Origin of the sequence: uncultured Roseobacter sp. (assembly GCF_947495025.1) — a bacterium.
Lineage (GTDB): Bacteria > Pseudomonadota > Alphaproteobacteria > Rhodobacterales > Rhodobacteraceae > Roseobacter.
This window is the reverse complement of the sequence record NZ_CANLXG010000003.1, coordinates 25,464-48,695: the sequence shown is the minus strand read 5'-3', so window position 1 is coordinate 48,695 and position 23,232 is coordinate 25,464. Positions and strand designations below refer to the sequence as shown.

Annotated in this window: 25 protein-coding genes; 21 read left to right on the top strand and 4 right to left on the bottom strand. The window is 59.5% G+C overall.

Translation table 11 applies throughout. The features are described from left to right. From nuoF to Q0792_RS14310, 21 genes are all read left to right on the top strand, one after another. Positions 1-1,296 carry an NADH-quinone oxidoreductase subunit NuoF gene (nuoF, locus tag Q0792_RS14410; RefSeq protein ID WP_298842124.1) on the top strand — a complete coding sequence of 432 codons (1,296 nt, stop codon included), beginning with the start codon at positions 1-3 and terminating at the stop codon, positions 1,294-1,296. A 29-nt stretch (positions 1,297-1,325) separates the two neighbouring features. Next, a complete protein-coding gene (locus tag Q0792_RS14405) occupies positions 1,326-1,730 on the top strand; it encodes a DUF5333 family protein (RefSeq protein WP_298842121.1) in 405 nt (134 codons plus the stop codon). A gap of 210 nt (positions 1,731-1,940) precedes the next feature. Then, positions 1,941-2,387 carry a DUF5333 family protein gene (locus Q0792_RS14400; RefSeq protein ID WP_298842118.1) on the top strand — a complete coding sequence of 149 codons (447 nt, stop codon included), beginning with the start codon at positions 1,941-1,943 and terminating at the stop codon, positions 2,385-2,387. 2 nt (positions 2,388-2,389) lie between these two features. Then, entirely contained in the window at positions 2,390-2,884 is a 495-nt protein-coding gene (locus Q0792_RS14395) for a DUF3291 domain-containing protein (protein ID WP_298842116.1), read from the top strand. Next, the gene (locus Q0792_RS14390; RefSeq protein WP_298842113.1) at positions 2,881-3,213 is read left to right on the top strand and encodes a hypothetical protein; all 333 of its coding nucleotides are present in this window, start codon (positions 2,881-2,883) and stop codon (positions 3,211-3,213) included. The genes Q0792_RS14395 and Q0792_RS14390 overlap by 4 nt, the downstream gene beginning before the upstream one ends. 121 nt (positions 3,214-3,334) lie before the next feature. Further along, positions 3,335-3,736: a DUF5333 domain-containing protein gene (locus Q0792_RS14385; RefSeq protein ID WP_298842110.1), complete on the top strand. Its 402-nt coding sequence runs from the start codon at positions 3,335-3,337 to the stop codon at positions 3,734-3,736. Next, on the top strand, positions 3,736-4,119 hold the full coding sequence (locus Q0792_RS14380; RefSeq protein WP_298842107.1) for a hypothetical protein: 384 nt from the start codon (positions 3,736-3,738) through the stop codon (positions 4,117-4,119). Before Q0792_RS14385 ends, Q0792_RS14380 begins: the two co-directional genes overlap by 1 nt. 54 nt (positions 4,120-4,173) lie before the next feature. Next, positions 4,174-6,189 (top strand): NADH-quinone oxidoreductase subunit NuoG, encoded by a 2,016-nt coding sequence (nuoG, locus tag Q0792_RS14375; protein WP_298842104.1) that lies wholly within the window; start codon positions 4,174-4,176, stop codon positions 6,187-6,189. After that, positions 6,186-6,569, top strand: coding sequence for a hypothetical protein (locus Q0792_RS14370; RefSeq protein ID WP_298842101.1), 384 nt, complete (start codon positions 6,186-6,188; stop codon positions 6,567-6,569). The genes nuoG and Q0792_RS14370 overlap by 4 nt, the downstream gene beginning before the upstream one ends. Positions 6,570-6,575: 6 nt before the next feature. Beyond that, positions 6,576-7,613: an NADH-quinone oxidoreductase subunit NuoH gene (gene nuoH / locus Q0792_RS14365; RefSeq protein WP_298842098.1), complete on the top strand. Its 1,038-nt coding sequence runs from the start codon at positions 6,576-6,578 to the stop codon at positions 7,611-7,613. 1 nt (position 7,614) lies between these two features. Then, complete coding sequence (gene nuoI, locus Q0792_RS14360; protein WP_298842096.1) at positions 7,615-8,109, top strand: NADH-quinone oxidoreductase subunit NuoI; 495 nt, start codon at positions 7,615-7,617, stop codon at positions 8,107-8,109. Next, positions 8,106-8,525 carry a carboxymuconolactone decarboxylase family protein gene (locus tag Q0792_RS14355; RefSeq protein ID WP_298842093.1) on the top strand — a complete coding sequence of 140 codons (420 nt, stop codon included), beginning with the start codon at positions 8,106-8,108 and terminating at the stop codon, positions 8,523-8,525. Before nuoI ends, Q0792_RS14355 begins: the two co-directional genes overlap by 4 nt. Continuing rightward, positions 8,522-9,124 (top strand): NADH-quinone oxidoreductase subunit J, encoded by a 603-nt coding sequence (locus Q0792_RS14350; protein WP_298842091.1) that lies wholly within the window; start codon positions 8,522-8,524, stop codon positions 9,122-9,124. Before Q0792_RS14355 ends, Q0792_RS14350 begins: the two co-directional genes overlap by 4 nt. Before the next feature lie 57 nt (positions 9,125-9,181). Next, positions 9,182-9,718, top strand: a complete 537-nt coding sequence (locus tag Q0792_RS14345; protein WP_298842084.1) for a hypothetical protein — start codon at positions 9,182-9,184, stop codon at positions 9,716-9,718. Between the two features lie 46 nt (positions 9,719-9,764). Beyond that, positions 9,765-10,070: an NADH-quinone oxidoreductase subunit NuoK gene (gene nuoK / locus Q0792_RS14340; RefSeq protein WP_011569388.1), complete on the top strand. Its 306-nt coding sequence runs from the start codon at positions 9,765-9,767 to the stop codon at positions 10,068-10,070. 6 nt (positions 10,071-10,076) lie between these two features. After that, positions 10,077-12,146, top strand: coding sequence for an NADH-quinone oxidoreductase subunit L (nuoL, locus tag Q0792_RS14335; RefSeq protein WP_298842010.1), 2,070 nt, complete (start codon positions 10,077-10,079; stop codon positions 12,144-12,146). After that, the gene (locus Q0792_RS14330) at positions 12,146-13,687 is read left to right on the top strand and encodes an NADH-quinone oxidoreductase subunit M (protein ID WP_298842007.1); all 1,542 of its coding nucleotides are present in this window, start codon (positions 12,146-12,148) and stop codon (positions 13,685-13,687) included. The genes nuoL and Q0792_RS14330 overlap by 1 nt, the downstream gene beginning before the upstream one ends. An 11-nt stretch (positions 13,688-13,698) precedes the next feature. After that, positions 13,699-15,141, top strand: a complete 1,443-nt coding sequence (gene nuoN, locus Q0792_RS14325; protein ID WP_298842004.1) for an NADH-quinone oxidoreductase subunit NuoN — start codon at positions 13,699-13,701, stop codon at positions 15,139-15,141. Between the two features lie 57 nt (positions 15,142-15,198). Beyond that, entirely contained in the window at positions 15,199-15,948 is a 750-nt protein-coding gene (locus Q0792_RS14320) for a biotin--[acetyl-CoA-carboxylase] ligase (protein WP_298842002.1), read from the top strand. 21 nt (positions 15,949-15,969) lie between these two features. Continuing rightward, the gene (locus Q0792_RS14315; RefSeq protein ID WP_298841999.1) at positions 15,970-16,743 is read left to right on the top strand and encodes a type III pantothenate kinase; all 774 of its coding nucleotides are present in this window, start codon (positions 15,970-15,972) and stop codon (positions 16,741-16,743) included. Positions 16,744-16,747: 4 nt separating this feature from the next. Then, a complete protein-coding gene (locus Q0792_RS14310) occupies positions 16,748-18,415 on the top strand; it encodes a ribonuclease J (RefSeq protein ID WP_298841996.1) in 1,668 nt (555 codons plus the stop codon). A 77-nt stretch (positions 18,416-18,492) separates the two neighbouring features. Here Q0792_RS14310 and Q0792_RS14305 read toward each other — a convergent pair whose 3' ends face one another. The 4 genes from Q0792_RS14305 to Q0792_RS14290 form a co-directional block, all read right to left on the bottom strand. Then, the gene (locus tag Q0792_RS14305) at positions 18,493-20,004 is read right to left on the bottom strand and encodes a DEAD/DEAH box helicase (RefSeq protein ID WP_298841993.1); all 1,512 of its coding nucleotides are present in this window, start codon (positions 20,002-20,004) and stop codon (positions 18,493-18,495) included. A gap of 138 nt (positions 20,005-20,142) precedes the next feature. Continuing rightward, positions 20,143-21,072, bottom strand: a complete 930-nt coding sequence (locus Q0792_RS14300) for a glycosyltransferase family 2 protein (protein ID WP_298841990.1) — start codon at positions 21,070-21,072, stop codon at positions 20,143-20,145. Between the two features lie 26 nt (positions 21,073-21,098). Then, a complete protein-coding gene (locus tag Q0792_RS14295) occupies positions 21,099-22,706 on the bottom strand; it encodes a peptide chain release factor 3 (protein WP_298841987.1) in 1,608 nt (535 codons plus the stop codon). Between the two features lie 144 nt (positions 22,707-22,850). After that, complete coding sequence (locus tag Q0792_RS14290; protein ID WP_298841984.1) at positions 22,851-23,192, bottom strand: RidA family protein; 342 nt, start codon at positions 23,190-23,192, stop codon at positions 22,851-22,853. Positions 23,193-23,232: the final 40 nt, after the last annotated feature.

Sequence of the window (23,232 nt, the reverse complement as noted above, 5' to 3'; positions counted from 1 at the left end):
ATGCTTCAGGATAAAGACCGGATCTTTACCAATATCTACGGTATGCACGACCGCACGCTGAAAGGCGCGCAGGCGCGGGGCCACTGGGACGGCACGGCCGGGATCATCAAAAAGGGGCGCGACTGGATCGTGGACCAGATGAAAGCTTCTGGTCTGCGGGGCCGGGGGGGTGCGGGGTTTCCCACCGGTCTGAAGTGGTCGTTCATGCCCAAAGAGAGCGATGGGCGGCCTGCCTATCTGGTGGTGAACGCTGACGAATCCGAGCCCGGCACCTGCAAGGACCGCGAGATCATGCGCCACGATCCGCATACGCTGGTCGAGGGCTGTCTGATCGCATCTTTCGCGATGAATGCGCATGCCTGCTATATTTATATCCGCGGCGAATACATCCGCGAGAAAGAGGCGCTGCAGCGCGCCATTGACGAGGCCTATGACGCGGGTCTGGTTGGGAAGAACGCCTGCGGGTCAGGATGGGATTTTGACATCTATCTGCACCACGGGGCGGGGGCCTATATCTGCGGCGAGGAAACGGCACTGCTGGAAAGCCTTGAGGGCAAAAAGGGCATGCCGCGCATGAAACCGCCGTTCCCGGCGGGCGCGGGCCTGTATGGCTGCCCGACCACAGTGAACAACGTGGAATCTATCGCTGTTGTGCCGACCATTCTGCGGCGCGGACCTGAATGGTTCTCGGGCTTTGGTCGTCCGAACAACGCGGGCACCAAGCTCTTTGCGATCAGTGGCCACGTCAACAACCCCTGTGTGGTCGAAGAGGCGATGTCGATCACTTTTGAAGAGCTGATCGAGACGCATTGCGGCGGTATCCGTGGCGGCTGGGATAATCTCAAGGCGGTGATTCCGGGTGGGTCATCCGTGCCGATGATCCCCGGCGCACAGATGAAAGACGCGATCATGGATTTCGATTATCTGCGCGAACAGCGTTCGGGCCTCGGCACGGCGGCGGTGATCGTGATGGATAACTCGACGGACGTGATCAAGGCGATCTGGCGGCTGAGCAAGTTCTACAAGCACGAAAGCTGTGGGCAGTGTACGCCCTGCCGCGAAGGCACAGGCTGGATGATGCGCGTGATGGACCGGCTGGTAACGGGCGAGGCCGAGCCAGAAGAGATCGACATGCTGCTTGATGTGACCAAACAGGTCGAAGGTCACACGATCTGTGCGCTTGGTGACGCGGCAGCCTGGCCGATTCAGGGGCTGATCCGCCACTTCCGCGACGAGATCGAAGACCGCATCAAACACAAGCGCACCGGCCGTGTGAGTGCGGTGGCGGCGGAGTAACTGAAGTACTGTTAGGGACGAATTGAAAAATGCTCAAAATCAAAATATCTGCGCTCCCGGCATTCTCGGTGCTGCTCGTATCTTTCTGGGCAACCTCTGCTGTTGCGCAAAGTTCAGAAGCCATAAGACAATCACTTCTGGACGCACTGATGGCTGAGCAAATTGCTATTGATTGCCCTACGATAAAACAAAACGGACGGATGGGCCGGGGACTTGATAAGCTTTTGTTTGAAAAAGCACGCGAAGCCAAGCTCAGCGATGACGATTATGTCGACGAAGTCCTTAAACTGAATGCACAAGAAGTATATGACTACGGCACATCTTTTATCAAAAAGCAAAAGATCGACGTCGACAGCGAAGCTTCCTGGTGTGAAGCAGGTCACCGTTTGATTTCAACTGGCGACCCGGTGGGCCGCTTTCTCCTGAGCAGATAAGGTTCCTATGTCCTTGCAGAAACCAGTTTCCAGTGTCTGCAAACCGCGATTTTTGTTTCGCGGTTCCCTGCGGGTGTCGTCATACGCGATGGTTTCAGCTGGAAAACCAAGTACTTGTAAGTCTTTCGATTTTGCGTTGAGCGATGCGGGAATTAGCAAGTGTTGTCAAAGTTGGGCGGCGTTTTGATCCGCGCAGGGTCATATCACGCAGTGGGCCATAAGCGCCTGCTGGTTGCGGCGGCTGTTCTGACCCCGCTGGCGGCCTGCGCGGCACCGGATGCGCCGGTGGTTGAGGAGGCGCCCGCCACACGTGAGGCGCTTGCCGAGCTGAATGAGGCCACGCTTTATTTTGCACAGAATTCGGGGATTGCCAGTTTTTACGTAACCCGCTGTGGCGCGGCAGGGATCGGCTATCGGCTGGGGACCAGTACCGAAATGAACCTGCGTTTCTTTGATACTCTGGTGGCCAGGGGCTATGCGCCCGAGCAGATCGCTGCTGCAGCGTCACGCGTCAGCCGCAAGGACGTGGACGACGCGACGGCCGCGCACCTCAAGGCAAAGGGCGTCGACGGAGCCGATGACGCTGCTGTCTGTGCATCAGCCACCGCCGAGATCGGGGCGCGATCCGCTGTCGGCAATATGATGAGGAGGGTCTGACCATGCAGGGGCACCACCTGGCAGAGCTGAACGTGGGGCGCCTTGTCGCGCCGGTGGACGACCCGCGCGTCGCTGAATTTATGCAGAACCTCGACCGGATCAACGGGCTGGGCAAACGCATGCCGGGTTTCGTCTGGATGATGGAAGGGTCGGGCGAGCCGGGTACCGGCAACACAGAAGCCAAGATTGATGGCGATCCGCTCTATGTGTCGAACCTCACGGTCTGGGAAACCGCCGCAGAACTCGAGACCTTTGTCTGGGGGACTGTCCACAAGCAGTTTTACGAGCGTCGCCAGGAATGGTTTGAGGTGCTGGGCGAAATGCATTTTGTGATGTGGTGGGTGCCCGCCGGGCATCAGCCCACGCTGGACGAGGCACTGGCGCGTCTGGATCATCTGAAAAAACACGGTGACAGTGACCATGCCTTTGGCTGGTCTCACCTGAAAGAAGCGCGGCTCTGGCAGGACAACCGCTGTGCGGAGGTTGCTGCAGAGTGACAGGCATAAAAACATATGGCGCCGTAGCGCTGGCAGCATTGCTGCTTGTGGGGTGTGGCCCGGATGATGACACGATTTTCTTTGATGGCCAGTTCTACCGGTCAAATGCGAAAAAGGATGGCGAACGCCACCAGTTCCGCGCCACAGCGCGTCCGGTATCGGCGTCAGTGGAAGGGGCACGCGAGGCTGCGCGCTACGAGGCAATTGCATACTGCGTCAGGAACTATGGCAGCTCCGATATTCTCTGGGTCACCGACCCGGATGTGCCGGCAGATGAGTTGCTGATCGAAGATGATACGCTGACGCTGACAGGGGCCTGCCCGCTGTGATCCTGCAGACCACATACCAAGGCCCTGCGCTGCGTTATTGCATAACCGCAGTCTCTGGCCCCACCTCTGAGCGGGGGGCCGGTATCTGTCGGCGCGCCCGGGTCACAGTGGGAGAGACAGGATGGTTCGGCTGATGGTAGCAACAGTACTGATATGCGGCCTGAGCGGGCCGGCACTCGCTAAACCTGCGCTGCGGGATGTGCCGGTGATCGACAACGGGTTGTTCGCAGTGGCGCTTGCGGATCAGATCCGCAAATCCTGCCCGTCGATTTCGGCGCGGTTTTTCCGGGCCTATGCTTATCTGCGAAATCTGCAGACAGCGGCGGAGGAAAGCGGCTATACCCGCGCCGAGGTGGAAGCGCATCTGGACTCTGAGGCAGAAAAAGAACGCCTGCGCCTGCGCGCGGCCTCTCTGCTCAAAGATCAGGGTCTCAGGGCAGACGCTTCGGGATATTGCGCGCTTGGCCGCCAGCAGATTGCGGCGGGTACCGATGCGGGCCGGCTTCTGCGGGAGGACCGGTGATGCGACAGGCGATTGTTCTGGCCGGTGTTCTGGCGATCACCAGCGGAGGTGCTGAAGCCGGTGTGAGAACCAAGATGGCGGCGACCTTTGAGGGATTCCCCGCGGGCACTTCCTGTGGCATCGAGGGTGCACAGATGCCTGTCATCCAGCTGATGCGCGATGGTGCGCCGCGGATCTTTGTGGCTGGCTTTGCAAGCATTGGCCGGGTGTACTGCGATTTGCCCGACGGCCGGCGGGTAGGATTTGATATCAACAAACGGCTGCGGCCAGACGCGGGTGCAGTGGGTTTTCGCGTCAAACCCAACGGCCGCGCAACGATGACGACACATGCAGACGGCGAGCTGGTCACCGATCAGCTCACCGGGGTGATCACCCCCTGGTGACCAAAGGGTAACAGCGCGCAGCGAAGGCTGCGTGCCGATGAGAAGGCAAATGATATGAGTGACTTACGCAAAGTCATTATCGATGGGAAAGAGATCGAGGTAGACGGGGCAATGACCCTGATCCAGGCCTGTGAAGAAGCCGGGATCGAGGTCCCCAGGTTCTGCTACCATGAGCGTCTGACGATTGCAGGAAACTGCCGTATGTGCCTCGTTGAGGTCGTGGGTGGTCCGCCAAAACCAGCGGCCTCCTGTGCGATGCAGGTGCGCGATCTGCGCCCCGGACCTGAAGGACAGCCGCCTGTTGTCAAAACAAACTCGCCCATGGTCAAAAAGGCCCGCGAAGGGGTGATGGAGTTTCTGCTCATTAACCACCCGCTGGACTGCCCGATCTGCGACCAGGGCGGCGAATGCGACCTTCAGGACCAGGCGATGGCTTACGGCGTCGATTTCAGCCGGTACCGCGAGCCCAAACGCGCGACAGAGGATCTGGATCTCGGACCGCTGGTCGAGACGCATATGACGCGCTGCATTTCCTGTACTCGCTGCGTGCGGTTCACCACCGAGGTGGCGGGTATTCACCAGATGGGCCAGACAGGCAGGGGTGAGGATGCCGAGATCACCAGTTATCTGGGTCAGACGCTGGACAGCAATCTGCAGGGCAACATCATTGATCTCTGCCCGGTTGGTGCACTGGTTTCGAAACCCTACGCCTTTACGGCCCGCCCGTGGGAGCTGACCAAAACCGAGAGCATCGACGTGATGGATGCGCTGGGATCCAACATCCGCGTGGATACGAAAGGCCGTGAGGTCATGCGCTTTCTGCCGCGCAACCATGACGGCGTGAACGAGGAGTGGATTTCCGACAAGACACGTTTTGTCTGGGACGGTTTGCGCCGGCAACGCCTGGACAGACCCTATATCCGCGAAAATGGCAAGCTGCGTCCCGCGTCCTGGCCTGAGGCTCTGTCCGCGGCTGCGGCGGCGATAGAGGGCAGGTCGGTTGCCGGGATTGTGGGCGATCTGGTGTCCGTCGAGGCCGCTTTTGCTCTGAAGCAGTTCATCGAAAGCAAGGGCGGCGTTGTGGAATGTCGCACCGACGGCGCGCACCTGCCTGCCGACAACCGGTCGGCCTATGTGGGTACCGCGACCATCGAAGAACTGGACACAGCAAAGGCCATAATGATTGTGGGCGGGAACCCCGCCGTTGAGGCCCCGGTGCTGAACGCCCGTATCCGCAAGGCCTGGACCCGGGGTGCGTCGGTTGGACTGATCGGACAAGCCGTTGATCTGACTTACGAATACAACCACATCGGAACAGGTGCGTCGGCGCTGACTGAGCTGCTTGGCCGGGATCACTCGGATGTTGCCGATAAACCTTCGGTCATCATTGTCTGCCAGGCGGCCCTGCAACGCGCAGACGGGGCGGCGGTGCTGGGCGAGGCAATGGCACTGGCCGAGGCCACGCAATCGTCATTCCTGGTACTGCACACCGCTGCATCGCGCGTGGGTGCAATTGATGTGGGTGCAGTGAACGAAGGCGGTATGGCCGCCGTTTCGGGTGCCGATGTCATCTATAATCTTGGCGCTGACGAGATCGACATCGAAGCTGGTCCTTTCGTGATCTATCAGGGCAGCCACGGGGATCGTGGCGCACACCGCGCGGACATCATTCTGCCTGGCGCGGCGTATACCGAAGAGCCGGGACTGTTCGTAAATACAGAGGGGCGTCCGCAGCTGGCGCTGCGTGCCGGTTTTGCGCCTGGCGAGGCCAAGGAAAACTGGGCTGTCCTGCGGGCATTGTCGGCAGAGTGTACCGCGCAGCTGCCCTATGACAGCATCGCGCAGCTGCGTCAGGTGCTGGTCAGAGATGTGCCGCATCTGGCGAAGGTCGATGAAGTGGCCGAAAACGCGTGGCAGCCGGTTGCGCGCGGCACGCTGTCGGAAGGTGATTTCGGCCTCGCGATAACGGATTTCTATCTGAGCAACCCGATTGCACGGGCCTCGCAGCTGATGGCGGAACTGTCCGCCGGTGCGAAAGCCCGTAACAGAGAGGCCATGGCCGCGGAATGAAGCGGATTGTCCTGATACCCCCTCTCGCGCTGGCGGCCTGTGCACCGCCCGCGCCGAAGGCTGATGCCTTTACGCCCGGTTATCTCGGGGTAGAGACTACGCTGCTGGACGGGGATCTGGTGCAGTTCAATGTGGCAATGGACGGTGCGCGCAGCAGCGCGGACGTGGAAAGATACGCGGAATGTGCCGCGGCGCAGTATACGCTGATCCGGGGATACGGATTTACGCGTCATTTGCGTACAAAAGTGACCGAAGAGGGTGGCGTGTGGGCGGCAGATGCTGTTTACACCATCTCGCCAACCCTGCCTGAAGGGCTCGCTGTGATCGACGCCGATGTCACCGTAGCCGCCTGTAAGGAAACTGGAATACCGACGGTGTGAGGACCTATGGCTGACTTTCTTACCACCCCTGGCGGCATCGCCGTCCTGATCCTGGCACAGGTGCTGGCTGTTGTTGGCTTTGTCATGGTCTCGCTGCTGTTCCTTGTATATGGCGACCGCAAGATCTGGGCGGCGGTCCAGATGCGGCGCGGCCCGAACGTGGTGGGCGTATACGGCCTCTTGCAGACGGTCGCTGATGCACTGAAATACGTGGTCAAGGAGGTGGTGATCCCGGCCGGTGCAGACCGCACGGTATTCATGCTCGCCCCGATGACCTCATTTGTACTGGCGCTGATTGCCTGGGCGGTGATTCCGTTCAGCGAAACCTGGGTGCTGTCGGACATCAACGTCGCGATCCTGTTTGTCTTTGCCGTGTCCTCGCTGGAAGTCTATGGCGTGATCATGGGGGGCTGGGCCTCCAACTCCAAATATCCTTTTCTTGGCTCACTGCGGTCTGCCGCACAGATGATCTCCTACGAGGTCTCGCTGGGACTGATCATCATTGGTGTGATCATTTCGACCGGTTCGATGAACTTTGGCGGGATCGTTGCCGCCCAGGATGGCGCCTATGGCTTTTTCAGCTGGTACTGGCTGCCGCACCTGCCGATGGTCTTTCTGTTTTTTATCTCGTCACTTGCGGAGACGAACCGCCCGCCGTTTGACCTTCCCGAGGCTGAGTCCGAACTGGTTGCGGGCTACCAGGTCGAATACTCTTCGACACCATTCCTGCTCTTTATGGCCGGGGAATACATTGCCATCTTCCTGATGTGCGCGCTGATTTCACTGCTGTTCTTCGGTGGCTGGCTGTCGCCTGTCCCGTTCCTGCCGGACAGCCCGCTGTGGATGGTTGCCAAGATGGCGTTCTTCTTCTTCCTCTTTGCGATGGTCAAGGCGATCACGCCCCGCTACCGCTATGACCAGCTGATGCGGCTGGGCTGGAAGGTGTTCCTGCCGTTCAGCCTGGTCTGGGTGGTCTTTGTATCCTTTGCCGCGAAATTCGACTGGTTCTGGGGCGCTTATGCCCGCTGGACCGTAGGAGGCTGACATGACACAGATCGACTACACCCGCGCCGCGAAATACTTCCTGCTGCAGGATTTCTGGGTCGGCATGAAACTGGGGCTCAAATACTTCTTTGCGCCCAAGGCCACGCTGAACTACCCGCATGAAAAGGGGCCATTGTCTCCGCGTTTCCGGGGCGAACATGCCCTGCGCCGGTATCCCAACGGCGAAGAGCGCTGCATTGCCTGCAAGCTCTGCGAGGCGATCTGCCCGGCGCAGGCGATTACAATTGATGCCGAACCGCGCGAGGACGGCAGCCGCCGGACCACACGCTATGACATTGACATGACCAAATGCATCTATTGCGGCTTCTGTCAGGAGGCCTGCCCGGTGGACGCGATTGTCGAGGGGCCGAATTTCGAATTTTCCACGGAAACGCGTGAAGAACTTTACTACGACAAGCAGAAACTGCTCGATAACGGCGAGCGCTGGGAAGCCGAAATTGCCCGCAACCTGGAAATGGACGCGCCTTACAGATGAGCGACCCAAAGAACCCTTTTGAGGGGGCGAACCCCTTTGCGGCCATGATGGCCCAGGCGCAGGAAATGGCGAAGTCCTTTCCGGCGATGGAGGCGTTCAGCCCCAAAGGGTTTGAAAAGATGATGGGCACGATGCCCAAGGACATGATGGAAATGATGTTCGGCAATACGCTGAACGAGGGCGGACTGGATGCACGCACCCGGATGCTGCTGACGCTGGCCGGGCTGACCATGCAGGGCGCACAGAATGATGTGGCGTTCCGCCAGGCCGTACGGCACGCACTGGAAGCCGGCGCCACCGAGCAGCACATCGTCGAGACCATCGGACAGATGTCGATGTTTGCAGGTCTGCCTGCGATGACCCGCGCGCTGGAACTGGCGCAGCAGGTTCTGGACGAAGAAAAGGACGCGGAATGATCGTATTTGCCTTTTATCTCTTTGCCATCAGCGTGATCGCGGGCGGACTTTTTACCGTGATCAGCCGTAACCCGGTGCATTCGGTGCTCTGGCTGATCCTCGCGTTTTTGTCCTCGGCCGGGCTCTTTGTGCTGCTGGGCGCGGAGTTCGTGGCGATGCTGCTGGTCATCGTCTACGTCGGCGCGGTCGCGGTGCTGTTCCTGTTTGTGGTGATGATGCTGGACGTGGATTTTGCCGAGCTCAAGGCCGAGATGGCAAAGTACATGCCGCTCGCGCTGCTGATCGCTGTGGTCATCCTGATGCAGTTTGTGATGGCGTTCGGCGCCTGGGAAAGCAACGCAGCGGCAGAGGGGCTGCGCACACAGGTGGTGCCCGTTGACCGGCACAACACCGAAGCGCTGGGGATGATCCTTTATGATCAGTATTTCCTGCTCTTCCAGCTCAGCGGGCTGATCCTGCTGGTGGCGATGATAGGTGCGATCGTGCTGACCCTGCGCCACCGGTCCGATGTAAAGCGTCAGGATGTGGTTGCCCAGATGATGCGCGACCCGGCTGCCGCGATGGAACTGAAGGATATCAAACCGGGGCAGGGTCTGTAATGGACGGTGATCAGGTCGCGGTTCTGGTGGCCATTGGCGTCGCGGTTCTCGCGGCTTTTGGATATTTCAACCGGTCCTGAGACCGGCAAGGACGACAAGATGGGTCTTGAAGGCGGAACAACATTGCAGGCGGCAAGGATCGCGGCGGCGGGGCTGGCCCTTCTGGCGTCCGGTGCAGCGCAGGCGCTGTCTATCGAAGACTGTACACGTGTCACCCACATCAGCCATGGCGGCGAGGCGGATCATATCGATCTCGGCGAAGGCCGCGTAATCTGGCGTGACTGGTGGTCTCAGGAAGGCTCTGCCACCGATATCACCGTGATGGACTGCGCGCCGGGCAATGCGCTTCGGTTCCGGGCCGCCGAAGAGAACATGAATGCGCGCTTTCCTTTCGACCGGGTAGACGACGCGCTGAAGGTCATCGCCACACATGAGAGCGGCGCGCGGGTGTTTGCGACGCTGGAGCGGATGGCGGACGATTTGAGCAGTTTCACCCGTGACGTGCGGATTGAGACACTGAGTGATGAAACATGCGCCTGTGCGGCCTTCTACCCGGAGACGCGCGGCGACAAGACAGAATTCGTGCCGGGCTGAGGCGCGGCAGATCAAAGACAAACGGGACGCATCCCGGAGGGGCAACATGATCGGACTTGAACATTACCTGACAGTGGCGGCGACGCTCTTTGTCATTGGCATCTTCGGGCTGTTTCTGAACCGCAAGAACATCATCATTCTGCTGATGAGCATTGAGCTCATGCTGCTGGCTGTGAACATCAATCTTGTGGCGTTCTCAAGTTTTCTGGACGATCTGGTGGGCCAGGTCTTCACGCTCTTTGTGCTGACGGTCGCCGCAGCAGAGGCGGCAATCGGTCTGGCCATTCTGGTCTGTTTCTTCCGGAACCGCGGCACCATCGCCGTGGAAGACGTCAACGTGATGAAGGGCTAAGGCACCATGGAAACCATCATCCTCTTTGCCCCGCTGGTCGGCGCGCTTCTGTGCGGGTTCGGCTGGAAAATCATCGGCGAGAAGGCCGCGATGTGGACCGCCACGTCGCTGCTGTTTCTCTCCGCACTGCTCAGCTGGGTTGTTTTCCTGACCTTTGACGGGGTCACACAACAGATCCCGATTCTGCGCTTTATCGAAAGCGGCACGCTCAGCACCGACTGGGCGATCCGTCTGGACCGTCTGACCGCGATCATGCTGATTGTGATCACCACTGTCTCCAGCCTCGTGCACCTCTATTCCTTTGGTTACATGGACCATGATCCACAATGGAAAGAAGGCGAGACCTACAAGCCCCGGTTCTTTGCGTATCTGTCGTTCTTTACCTTTGCGATGCTGATGCTGGTGACAGCGGACAACCTTGTGCAGATGTTCTTTGGCTGGGAAGGTGTGGGCGTCGCGTCGTACCTGCTGATCGGGTTTTACTATCGCAAACCCTCGGCCAACGCGGCCGCGATCAAGGCTTTCGTGGTCAACCGGGTGGGTGATTTCGGCTTTGCGCTGGGGATCTTCGCGCTCTTTTTCCTGACCGACAGTATCAACTTTTCGGACGTGTTCGCGGCTGCGCCCGATCTGGCCGAGACGCAGCTGACCTTCCTGTGGACAGAGTGGAACGCAGCGAACCTGATTGCTTTCCTGCTCTTTGTGGGTGCGATGGGTAAATCGGCGCAACTGCTGCTGCACACGTGGCTGCCGGATGCGATGGAAGGCCCGACGCCTGTGTCCGCGCTCATCCACGCAGCGACCATGGTGACTGCGGGTGTCTTCCTCGTCTGCCGCATGTCGCCCATCATGGAATTCGCGCCCGAGACAATGGCCTTTGTCACAGTGCTCGGTGCTGCAACCGCGTTCTTTGCCGCGACCGTGGGCCTGGTGCAGACCGACATCAAACGCGTGATCGCCTATTCGACCTGCTCGCAGCTGGGCTATATGTTCGTGGCGGCGGGTGTCGGGGCCTATCCGGTGGCGATGTTCCACCTCTTTACCCACGCATTCTTCAAGGCGATGCTTTTTCTTGGCGCAGGCTCGGTCATCCATGCCATGCACCATGAGCAGGACATGATGAACTACGGCGGTCTGCGCAAAAAGATTCCCTATACATTCTGGGCGATGCTGATCGGGACACTGGCCATCACCGGGGTCGGCATCCCGCTCACCGGGTGGATCGGATTTGCGGGCTTTGCCTCCAAGGATGCTGTGATCGAAAGCGCCTTTGCAGCCGGCAACGGTTTTGCCTTCTGGGCGCTGGTCATCGCGGCGCTGTTCACCAGTTTCTACTCCTGGCGGCTGATGTTCCTGACTTTCTGGGGCACGCCGCGCGGCGACAAGCACACGCATGACCACGCGCATGAGAGCCCGATGGTGATGCTGATCCCGCTTGGTGTTCTGGCGATCGGATCGGTCTTTGCCGGTGCGATCTGGTATTCGAGTTTCTTCGGCAAGCAAAACGAGATCATCACGTTCTTTGGCGGTCACTATGAGGCCCCGGCAGAGGAGCTTAAAAAGGCTGTGGCAGAGCGGAGCCCGAAAGCATCCGAGCTGAAATACGTGATGGCGGACGCGCCCGGCGAAGCGGGCATCTATATCGCGCCCGAAAACACTGTGCTGCATGAGGCGCACTATGTGCCCACATGGGTGAAACTGTCGCCGTTTATCTCGATGGTTCTGGGGTTTGTGGTTGCCTGGTGGTTCTACATCAAAAACCCGTCGCTGCCCGGACGTCTCGCAGAGAACCAGCGCCCGTTGTACCTGTTCCTGAAGAACAAGTGGTACTTTGACGAGCTTTACGACGTCATCTTTGTCGGCCCGGCAAAATGGATCGGCAGTTTCTTCTGGAAGCGCGGGGACGGCAACGTGATCGACGGCAGCCTGAACGGTGTGGCGATGGGGATCATCCCCTTCTTCACCCGCCTCGCAGGCCGTGCGCAGTCCGGCTATATCTTTACCTATGCATTTGCCATGGTCGTCGGTATTGCCGTGCTGGTGACGTGGATGACGCTCAGCGGGGGAGTTGAGTGATGGATAACCTTCTGTCTATGGTCACCTTCATTCCTGCTCTGGCGGCGCTGATCATTGCGGTCTTTGTGCCATCCGCAGATGAATCCTATAACCGGAATTCCAAAATTCTGGCTCTGGTGGCCACCTCGGTCACCTTCCTTGTATCGCTTTTCATTCTCGCGCAGTTTGATGCCAGCGATACCGGTTTCCAGTTTGTCGAAGAGCACGACTGGCTGCTGGGCCTGCAGTACAAAATGGGCGTTGACGGGATCTCTGTCCTCTTTGTGATGCTGACCACCTTCATGATGCCTCTGGTAATTGCCGCATCATGGAATGTGGAAACACGCGTCAAGGAATATATGATTGCGTTCCTGCTGCTGGAAACACTGATGCTGGGCGTCTTCATGGCGCTGGATCTGGTGCTCTTCTATCTGTTCTTCGAGGCGGGCCTTATTCCGATGTTCCTGATCATCGGCATCTGGGGCGGGGCGAACCGCATCTATGCGAGCTTCAAATTCTTCCTCTACACCTTCCTCGGCTCCGTGCTGATGCTGGTGGCGATGGTGGGCATGTTCGCTGACGCTGGCACGACCGACATCGAGGTACTTCTGAACCACGAGTTTGCCTTCGAGACCTTCTCGGTACTTGGAATACAGGTCATCGGGGGTCTTCAGACACTGCTGTTCCTTGCATTTTTTGCCAGCTTTGCGGTCAAGATGCCGATGTGGCCGGTGCACACCTGGCTCCCGGACGCGCACGTTCAGGCCCCGACAGCGGGGTCCGTGGTTCTGGCTGCGATCCTGCTCAAGATGGGCGGCTACGGCTTTCTGCGGTTCTCACTTCCGATGTTCCCCGTGGGCTCTGAGGTGCTGGCACCGCTGGTGCTGTGGATGTCCGCCATTGCCATTGTCTACACCTCGCTGGTGGCTCTGGTGCAGGAAGACATGAAAAAGCTGATCGCCTATTCATCGGTCGCGCACATGGGTTTTGTGACCATGGGTATTTTTGCCGCCAACCAGCAGGGTCTGGACGGGGCGATTTTTCAGATGATCAGCCACGGCTTTATCTCCGGTGCACTCTTTCTGTGTGTCGGTGTGATCTATGACCGGATGCACACCCGCGACATCGAGGCCTATGGTGGTCTGGTGAACCGGATGCCGGCCTACGCGCTGATCTTTATGCTGTTCACGATGGCCAATGTCGGCCTGCCGGGTACTTCCGGGTTTGTTGGCGAATTCCTGACCCTGATGGCAGTCTTCCAGGTAAACACATGGGTGGCGGTTGTGGCGACAACGGGCGTGATCTTTTCGGCGGCCTATGCGCTGTGGCTCTACCGCCGGGTGGTCATGGGCGATCTGATCAAGGAAAGCCTGCGCTCCATCACGGATATGACGCCCCGCGAACGCTGGATTTTTGCACCACTCGTGGTGATGACGCTGCTGCTGGGTGTTTATCCGGGCCTGGTGCTCGACATTACCGGACCGGCAGTTGCCAACCTGGTCTCCAATTATGATACGGCGCTTGCCGCGGCAGAAGCCGCGTCCCAGCTCGCGTCGAACTGAAGGGTGAAGCAATGACTTCTGCTGATCTGACACTGGTCCTGCCCGAGATACTGCTCTCTGTCTACGCGATGGTGATGTTGCTGGTGGCCGTCTACACATCCAAAGACGGAATGGCGTCGACACTGGTCTGGATGACGGCGGGCGTGATGATCGCTCTGGCCGCCTATATCGGTATCAACGGCGAAGGCGCGCAGTCAGCCTTTAACGGCATGCTGATGATCGACGGATTCGCGCGGTTTGCCAAAGTGACGATCCTGCTGTCGGCCGCGGCTGTTCTCGTAATGTCTGAAGGCTACATGAAATCGCGGGACCTGCTGCGGTTTGAATACCCGCTGCTGGTGGCGCTGAGCGCCGTGGGCATGATGGTCATGGTCTCGGCCAATGACCTCATGGCGCTTTATATGGGCCTCGAACTGCAGTCGCTGGCGCTCTATGTCGTGGCCTCTCTGCGGCGTGAAAGCGTGAAGTCGACAGAGGCTGGTCTGAAGTATTTTGTGCTGGGTGCGCTCAGCTCCGGCCTGCTGCTCTATGGTGCGTCGCTGGTCTATGGCTACGCGGGTACCACGCTCTTTTCCGGCATCATCCAGACCGCACAGGCGGGCGAGGTCTCGCTCGGGCTGCTCTTTGGTCTGGTGTTCCTGATCGCCGGTATGGCTTTCAAGGTCTCGGCTGTCCCGTTCCATATGTGGACACCGGATGTCTACGAAGGCTCTCCTACGCCGGTCACTGCCTTCTTTGCCACGGCCCCCAAGGTTGCGGCGATGGCGCTCTTTGCGCGGGTTCTGCATGATGCCTTTGGCAATGCCGTCAGCGACTGGAGTCAGATCGTGGCGCTGTTGTCGGTGCTGTCCATGTTCCTCGGTGCGGTTGCCGCGATCGGTCAGACCAATATCAAGCGGCTGATGGCGTTCTCGTCGATTGCCCACATGGGCTATGCGCTGATGGGCCTCGCGGCAGGCACCGTGCTGGGTGTGCAGGCGATGCTGATCTATATGGCGATCTATGTGACCATGAACGTCGGCACCTTTGCCTTTATCCTGCTGATGCAGAAAGACGGGCAGCCGGTGACAGAGATCTCGTCGCTCAACATGTATGCCAAACGCGAACCTGGCAAAGCGCTGGCGATGCTTGTGCTGCTCTTCAGCCTGGCGGGTGTGCCGCCGATGCTGGGCTTCTTTGGCAAGTTCTACGTTCTGCGCGCGGCCTATGAGGCTGGTCTGGCATGGCTGGCCATTGCTGGTGTTGTGGCATCGGTGATCGGGGCGTTTTACTACCTGCGGATCGTGTTTTTCATGTATTTCGGCGACGACAGCGAGGACGGGCTGGACAAAGGCGGTGCGCCGATCCTGTCCGGGTTGTTGCTCGCGTCTGCGGCGATCATGGTCCTGGGTATCGTCAATATGTTTGGCGTCGAAACGGCGGCAGCGACAGCCGCTGCGACACTGGTCAACTGACCTGCGGTTTGCTGCAACCCCATCCTGCGGGGCGGATATTTCTGGCCGGAAGCCGTTATGAGCCACTGGCCTGAAGGATATGGTCGGGTGATCCTGCCAGAGACGGGATCGACGCTCGATGCGGGTATTGCCCTGGCATCCAGTGAACATGCACCTTTCTGGCTGCTGGCGCATCGTCAGACAGCAGCGCGCGGGCGGCGCGGACGGCCCTGGGCCATGCCGCCGGGTAATTTTGCAGCGACGCTTGTTCTGCGTCCGGGCGAGGGACCAGCCATTGCAGCGCTGCGGTCTTTCGTGATGTCGCTTGCACTCTGGCGCGCTTTCGTCGCGGCCACGGGAGAGCCGCAGGCCTTTGCACTGAAATGGCCGAACGATGTGCTTTTGCGGGGCGGCAAGGTTGCTGGCATCCTGCTGGAAAGCAGCGGGCGGGCCGGGCAGGTCGATGTGCTGGCCATAGGGGTCGGGGTAAACCTGGCGGCGGCGCCTGCGGCGGAGGCTGTCGAGCCCGGTGCGGTAGAGCCGGTAGCGCTGTCCGGGGAAACGGGCTGTTTAATCGGACCAGAAGATTTCCTCGTTCTGCTTGCGCACGAATATGCCTCGCTGGAGACCACTTTCCGGCAATCTGGCTTTGCTCCTGTGCGTACAGCCTGGCTGGCCCATGCCGCGCGTCTGGGCGAGGTAATAACCGCACGCACCGGTCGTGACAGCCGGACCGGTACATTCGAGGATGTGGACGCAGACGGTAACCTGATGCTACGCACGCACACAGGACTGCGCCGGATCGCTGCGGCGGATGTATTTTTCTGAAACGGGACGGGGGGCCGCACCATGCTTCTGGCGGTTGATTGTGGCAACACCAACACGGTCTTTGCGATCTGGGATGGGGAACAGTTTCTGGCATCCTGGCGCACCTCGACCGAATGGCAGCGCACAGCGGATCAGTATTACGTCTGGCTGAGCACGCTGATGCGGTTGCAGAACCTGGATGTGCAGATCACAGATATGATCGTCTCATCAACCGTGCCGCGCGTGGTGTTTAACCTGCGGGTGCTGGCGGACCGGTATTTTGACACACGCCCCCTGGTGGTGGGCAAACCTGATTGTCTGCTGCCGGTAGATGTGCGCGTGGACGAGGGCACCGCTGTTGGCCCCGACCGGCTGGTGAACACTGTGGCCGGTCACAACCTGTATGGGGGTGATCTGATCATGGTGGATTTCGGCACTGCGACGACCTTTGACGTGGTCGACACGGATGGTGCCTATATCGGCGGGGTGATCTCTCCTGGCGTGAACCTCAGCCTCGAGGCCCTGCACCAGGCGGCGGCGGCCCTGCCGCATGTTGACATATCCCGGCCACAGGCAGTGATAGGCACAAATACAGTGGCCTGCATGCAATCGGGTGTTTTCTGGGGTTACATCGGTCTGGTGCGTGAGATATGTGCCCGGATCAAGGCGGAACGCGCCCGCGAGATGCGCGTGATATCAACGGGCGGGCTGGCGCCCCTGTTCCAGCAGTCCGAAGCGCTTTTTGACGCTTTTGAGGACGATCTGACCATTCACGGACTGACCGTGATACATCAATTCAACAAGGATAACGCTTAATTTTATGAGCAAAGAGAGACTTATTTATCTGCCCCTCGGCGGGGCGGGCGAGATTGGCATGAACGCCTATGTCTACGGCTATGGGGAGCCGGGCAAAGAGCGGCTGATCGTGGTGGACCTCGGGGTAGCCTTTCCGGATATGGACAGCAGCCCGGGCGTGGATCTGATCCTGCCGGATATTTCGTGGCTGGCCGAACGCCGCCACCAGATCGAGGCTGTTTTCATTACCCACGCCCATGAGGACCACGTCGGAGCTGTGGCGCATACCTGGACACAACTGCAGGCGCCGGTCTATGCGCGCGCCTTTACCGCCAATATCGCCCGGCGCAAGATGAGCGAACACGGGCATCCCGAAGACAGTGTGCGCACCGTGTCGCCCTGGCCCGAGGTGATTTCTGCGGGGCCCTTCAGCGTCAGCTTCCTGCCGATCTCGCATTCCATCCCGGAAAGCTCCTCGATGGTGATCGACACGCCCGAAGGCCGGGTGATCCATTCGGGCGATTTCAAACTGGACGAGACCCCGCTGGTGGGTGAGCCTTTTGACCCTGACCTCTGGGCAGAGGTCAGCAAGGATGGTGTCAAAGCGCTGATCGTGGACAGCACCAATGTGTTTTCGCCGAATCCGGGCCGGTCCGAGGCGTCGGTCGGGCCTGAGATCACCAAACTGGTGCAGTCCGCCAAAGGGATGGTTGTGGCGACGACATTTGCCTCAAACGTCGCGCGGGTAAAGACCCTGGCGGATGCAGGCGACCGGGCAGGGCGGTCCATTGTTCTGATGGGGCGCGCCATGCGCCGGATGATCGAAGCGGCCATCGAGACAGGTGTGCTGCACGATTTCCCCAAAGTGGTCAGCCCCGAGGATGCCCAGAGCATTCCGCGCGAAAACCTGATGCTGCTCGTTACCGGCAGCCAGGGGGAACGCCGTGCGGCCTCTGCGCAGCTGGCGCGGGGTAAATACCAGGGCATGACGATGCAGGAGGGAGACCTTTTTCTCTTTTCCTCCAAGACCATCCCCGGCAACGAAAAGGGCGTGATCCGCATCATCAACCAGTTTTCTGAACTGGGCGTCGATGTGGTGGACGACAGCACGGGCCTTTATCATGTGTCCGGCCACGCGAACCGGCCTGATCTGGAAAAGCTGTCGTCGATCGTCAAGCCGCAGGTGCTGATCCCCATGCACGGCGAACATCGTCACCTGCGCGAGCATGTGAAGATCGCCAACAGCAAGGGCATGACCGGCGTGCTGGCCGTTAATGGCATGATGATCGACCTGTCAGGAAACCAGCCCACCGTGGCGGAATACGTAGAGACAGGGCGCACCTATCTGGATGGATCCGTGCAGATCGGCGCGCTGGATGGTGTTGTCCGCGACCGGATCCGCATGGCGCTCAATGGGCATGTGCTCGTGACTTTGATCATGGATGACAGTGACGAGCCACTGGGCGAACCCTGGTGCGAGGTCATGGGCCTGCCGGAAACCGGGCGCAGCCGCGCGCCGCTGGTGGATGTGCTGGAGGAGGACCTCAGCCAGTGGATTGGAAGGGCAGGTAAGAAAACCTGGCGGGATGACGACAAACTCAACGAGGGGCTGCGCCGCGCTGTGCGCAACTCAGCGCAGGCCGAGGTCGGCAAAAAGCCAGAAGTCACAGTGGTCGTCAGCCGGCTGAGCTGATTCTGTTCAGGGCAAAGAAAAAGGGCCTCCGGAAGCTTCCGGAGGCCCTTTTTCGTTATGGGTTGGTGCCGGGCGCTTCAGCGCCGTTCCTTGAAGCTCAGGCCGATAAACTCTGGTGTGTGATCGCCCAGGCCGACCACTGTATTGCCACCACGGTCGTTGTTATCATTTCCTTTGCGTCCACGACCGCGCCCGCCACGGCTGCGTTTCTGCGTGTCGTCGTTGTTGTTGTCGCCGCCATTGCGTGGCGCGCGGGATTTTTCCCCATCCTGAGCGGCCTCGCTTCTGGCCGGTTTCTCATCAGGTGCCTTTTCAACGGGGGCAGCATCTGCGGCAACGGTCTCAGTTTCGTCCTTGCGACGACTGCGCGAGCGGCTCCGCTTCGGCTTTTCTTCCGTCGCGTCAGCAGGTGCGGTCTCGTCCTCGACAGGCTTCCCGCCACCAAGCGGGTTTTCCAGACGTGGGATTTCACGCTGGACCAGCCGTTCAATGTCGCTGAGGTTTTTCTCATCACGCGGCACACAGATCATTATCGCCTTGCCGTCACGGCCCGCACGACCGGTGCGCCCGATGCGGTGCACATAGTCTTCGGCATGTCCGGGCACGTCAAAGTTGAACACGTGACTCACCGACGGCACGTCAAGCCCGCGGGCAGCAACATCAGAGGCCACAAGGAACCGCAGCGTGCCATCCCGAAAGCCATCTAGCGTTTTCGTGCGCTGGCTCTGATCCAGATCGCCGTGGATGGGCGCTGCATCATATTTGTATTTTTTCAGGGACTTGGCGACAATATCCACATCCGTCTTACGGTTGCAGAAGATGATCGCATTGGTGCATTTCTTGCCTTCGCCGTCGATCAGGGCGCGCAGCACTTTGCGTTTTTCGCTGCCCTCACGGTCGCGGCGCGAGCCTTTGAACATCAGGACGCCCTGTTCGATGTTCTCGCCCGTTGTTGCCTGACGGGCGACCTCGACACGCTCAGGCGCCGAGAGGAAGGTGTTTGTGATCCGCTCGATTTCCGGCGCCATCGTTGCCGAGAAGAAGAGAGTCTGCCGCGTGAAGGGTGTCAGGCTGAAAATTCGTTCGATATCAGGGATAAAGCCCATGTCGAGCATCCGGTCGGCCTCGTCGACCACCATGATCTGCACGCCGGTCAGCAGCAGCTTGCCGCGTTCGAAATGGTCCAGCAGACGGCCGGGTGTCGCAATCAGCACGTCCACACCCTTGTCGATCAGCTTGTCCTGTTCCTTAAAGGATACACCGCCGATCAGCAGTGCTTTGGTCAGCTTGAGATGTTTTGTGTAGGTGTCGAAGTTCTCGGCCACCTGGGCGGCGAGTTCTCGTGTCGGGCAGAGCACGAGGCTGCGGGGCATACGCGCACGGGCGCGACCGCGGGCCAGCAGAGTGATCATTGGCAGCGTGAAACTGGCGGTTTTACCAGTGCCGGTCTGTGCGATCCCAAGAACATCCTTGCCCTCCAGCGCCGGTGGAATGGCACCAGCCTGGATTGGTGTGGGGGATTCATATCCCGCCTCTTCAATGGCTTTCAGAACTTTGGGGTTCAGATTCAGGTCAGAAAATTTTGTCATATGTGTCCGATGTTTGCGGACACTTCCTGGCCCGCTGCAGCATACATGCCAGCCCGAATGGCCCATTGTGCGGCAATTGCCGCGACATGCTGCGCGTGAATAGCAACTGTTGACTGCGGGGTCAAACAGGATGGGGGCTCAGACCGCTACACCCGGAAAATGTCGGGCCGCTGTGGCATTAAGGTCCAGATCGAGCCGCCTCAGCAGACCTGCTGCCTGCAGGCGGGATCGCAGTTCGGGCGTATCGGCGCAGACCTCGTCATAAAAGGCCCGCAGACCAGCCTCTCCCTGATCTCTGATCAGAAAGCTGAACAGATCGTGCAGGTTCATGCCTCCCTGTTCGGGTGGCAATGGCCCTCTGAGTTCCGACCTGTAGGAGCCTTTGGCGTGCCGGTAGTCCAGGTGACTGCGCCAGTGTGTCCAGCTTGTGGTGTGCAGATGCGCAAGCCCCAGCCCGTCCGGTGCAACTTCATCTTCTACTTTAGCCTGGTTCTGCAAGACATTGTGTATACGTAATTTAATGTTGTTCAGGCCTGTGCGCACGAACAGCTTTCCGGCAACATGGCTGACGAAGCCACCTTTGATATAGGCGCCGAACGTCGGATAGAGGCGCGCTGCGGTTTCGCGACGGGCTGCACCGCCCGGCACAAACGCTTTGAATGCTTCCGGTGTCTTCCCGTCTTCACGCGCCAGCGCTTCCATCGGGCGCAGCCTTGCTGTTTTTACGGCGGGCGCGAGGGCAGACAGGGTTTCGCGGATACCGGTATCGCAGGCAATGAACTCGTCCACGTCAATATGAGCGATCCAGTCAAGATCATGCGCCCGGACATATGCATGGTTGGCGTTCTGGCTCTGTCGTACCTGATGTCTGAGCGGGCGGCGTCCGTGTTCTGTCATCCAGTAGGATTCATCACACAGGATAACGGTGCACGCAGGATGTTCCTCGAGCGCGCCCCTGGCGCCGGAAGTGTCTTCATCCAGATAGATGATCAGCCGGTCTGCGCCAGCTTCAATGTGATGGGCGGCAAACTTCAGAATGTCAGACGTGTCCGCCCGGACAGTGGCCACCACGCCCCATCTGAGCGTTGGTCGGGTCAGACCATCATCTCCTTGGTCGCGGTCAGCCTGACGTCCGGATAGTCACGCTCGACCCGGTCAATATCCCACTGCAGACGTGTCAGATAAACCACGTCTCCGTCATGGTCGTGTGCGATGTGTTGCTTGTTACTGTCTACAAACTTTTCAACGGCTTGCTTGTCACCGTTCACCCAGCGCGCCGATGTGAACTGAGACCCCTCAAAGCGCACCGGCAGGCCGTATTCCAGTTCGATACGGCTGGCGAGGACTTCGAACTGAAGCTGCCCGACGACGCCGACCACAAAACCGGAACCGATCGATGGTTTGAAGACTTTCGCCGCACCTTCCTCGGCAAACTGCATCAGTGCCTTTTCGAGGTGTTTCGCCTTCATGGGATCACCGGCCCGCACGCCCTGCAGCAGTTCCGGCGCAAATGACGGGATGCCAGTAACGCGGATCGCTTCACCCTCGGTGAGCGTGTCACCGATGCGCAGCTGACCGTGGTTGGGAATGCCGATAATGTCGCCCGCCCATGCCTCTTCGGCCAGTTCGCGGTCTGATGCGAGGAACATAACCGGGTTGGTGATCGCCATCGGTTTTTTACTGCGCACATGGGTCAGCTTCATGCCGCGGCTGAAATGCCCCGACGCGAGCCTGACAAAGGCCACGCGGTCGCGGTGCTTGGGGTCCATATTGGCCTGAACTTTGAAGACAAAGCCGGATACTTTCTTTTCTTCGGGCAGGATCTGGCGCGGCACGGCGGATTGTATCTGTGGCTCGGGGCCATAGTTCGCGATCCCGTCCATCAGCTCCTTGACGCCGAAAGAGTTAATCGCGGACCCGAACCAGATCGGTGTGAGCGAGCCTTCGTGCATGGCGTCAATATCCAGCGGCGGCAGTAATTCGCGCGCCATTTCCAGATCCTCGCGGAGCTTTTCCAGGAGCTCGGCAGGCACATGCTCTGCAAGTGCCGGATCATCCAGACCCTTGATCTCGATCGATTCCGCCACGCGGTTCCGGTCGGCACGGTCCATCAGCTCAAGACGGTCGCGCAGAATGTCATAGCAGCCCAGAAAATCGCGCCCCACGCCGATGGGCCAGCTGGCCGGCGTTACATCAATCGCCAGATTCTCCTGAATTTCGTCAATGATCTCAAAGACGTCCCGACTTTCACGGTCCATCTTGTTGCAGAAAGTCAGGATCGGCAGATCGCGCATACGGCAGACTTCAAACAGCTTTTGCGTCTGGCTTTCCACACCTTTTGCGCCGTCGATCACCATGACCGCCGCATCGACCGCAGTGAGCGTGCGGTAGGTGTCTTCGGAAAAGTCAGAGTGCCCGGGGGTGTCCACCAGATTGAAGCGGTAGTCGCGGAAATCAAAGGACATCGCCGAGGCTGAAACCGAGATGCCGCGGTCCTTTTCCATCGCCATAAAGTCAGAGCGCGTACGGCGCGCTTCGCCCTTGGCGCGCACCTGTCCGGCCATCTGGATCGCGCCGCCAAACAGCAGAAACTTTTCCGTCAGCGTTGTCTTGCCCGCGTCGGGGTGCGAAATGATCGCAAAAGTGCGGCGCCGGGCAATTTCAGGCGGCAGTTCAGGGCGGTTTCGGGCGGTATCCAGCATGTGGCTGCGTATAGGTTAAGGCCCCGGCTGCTGCAAGCGCCGGCTGTTGCCGGGCCGTTCGCGCGCCGTGCAGCTGAGCAGGCAGGCCGGATACTGCGACAGCGGCACCGTGGCTGATGCCGCCGCCATTTCAAAATGGGCCGTTCAGTCGTATGCGGCGTCCACGATGATTTCGACCTTTAACTCGGGCCGCGCCAGCTTTGCCTCACCGCAGGCGCGCGCAGGGGCATGGCCTTCGGGGACCCAGGCGTTCCAGACTTCATTCAGGCCGGCAAAATCGTCCATGTCGGCCAGCCAGATTGTCGCGCGCAGCATTTTCTCCCGGGAAGAGCCAGCGTTCACCAGCAACTCGTCAAGGCGGCGCAGACATTCCGTTGTCTGCTCCTGGATCGTGGCACCTTCACCGACCTGACCGGTGATATAGGCAACGCCCAGGTACTTTACGATTTTGGACGAGCGGATGCCGGTATCGATACGTTCTATCATTCTGTCTGGCCTTTCTGCAGGGATAATGCGCCTGCATGGC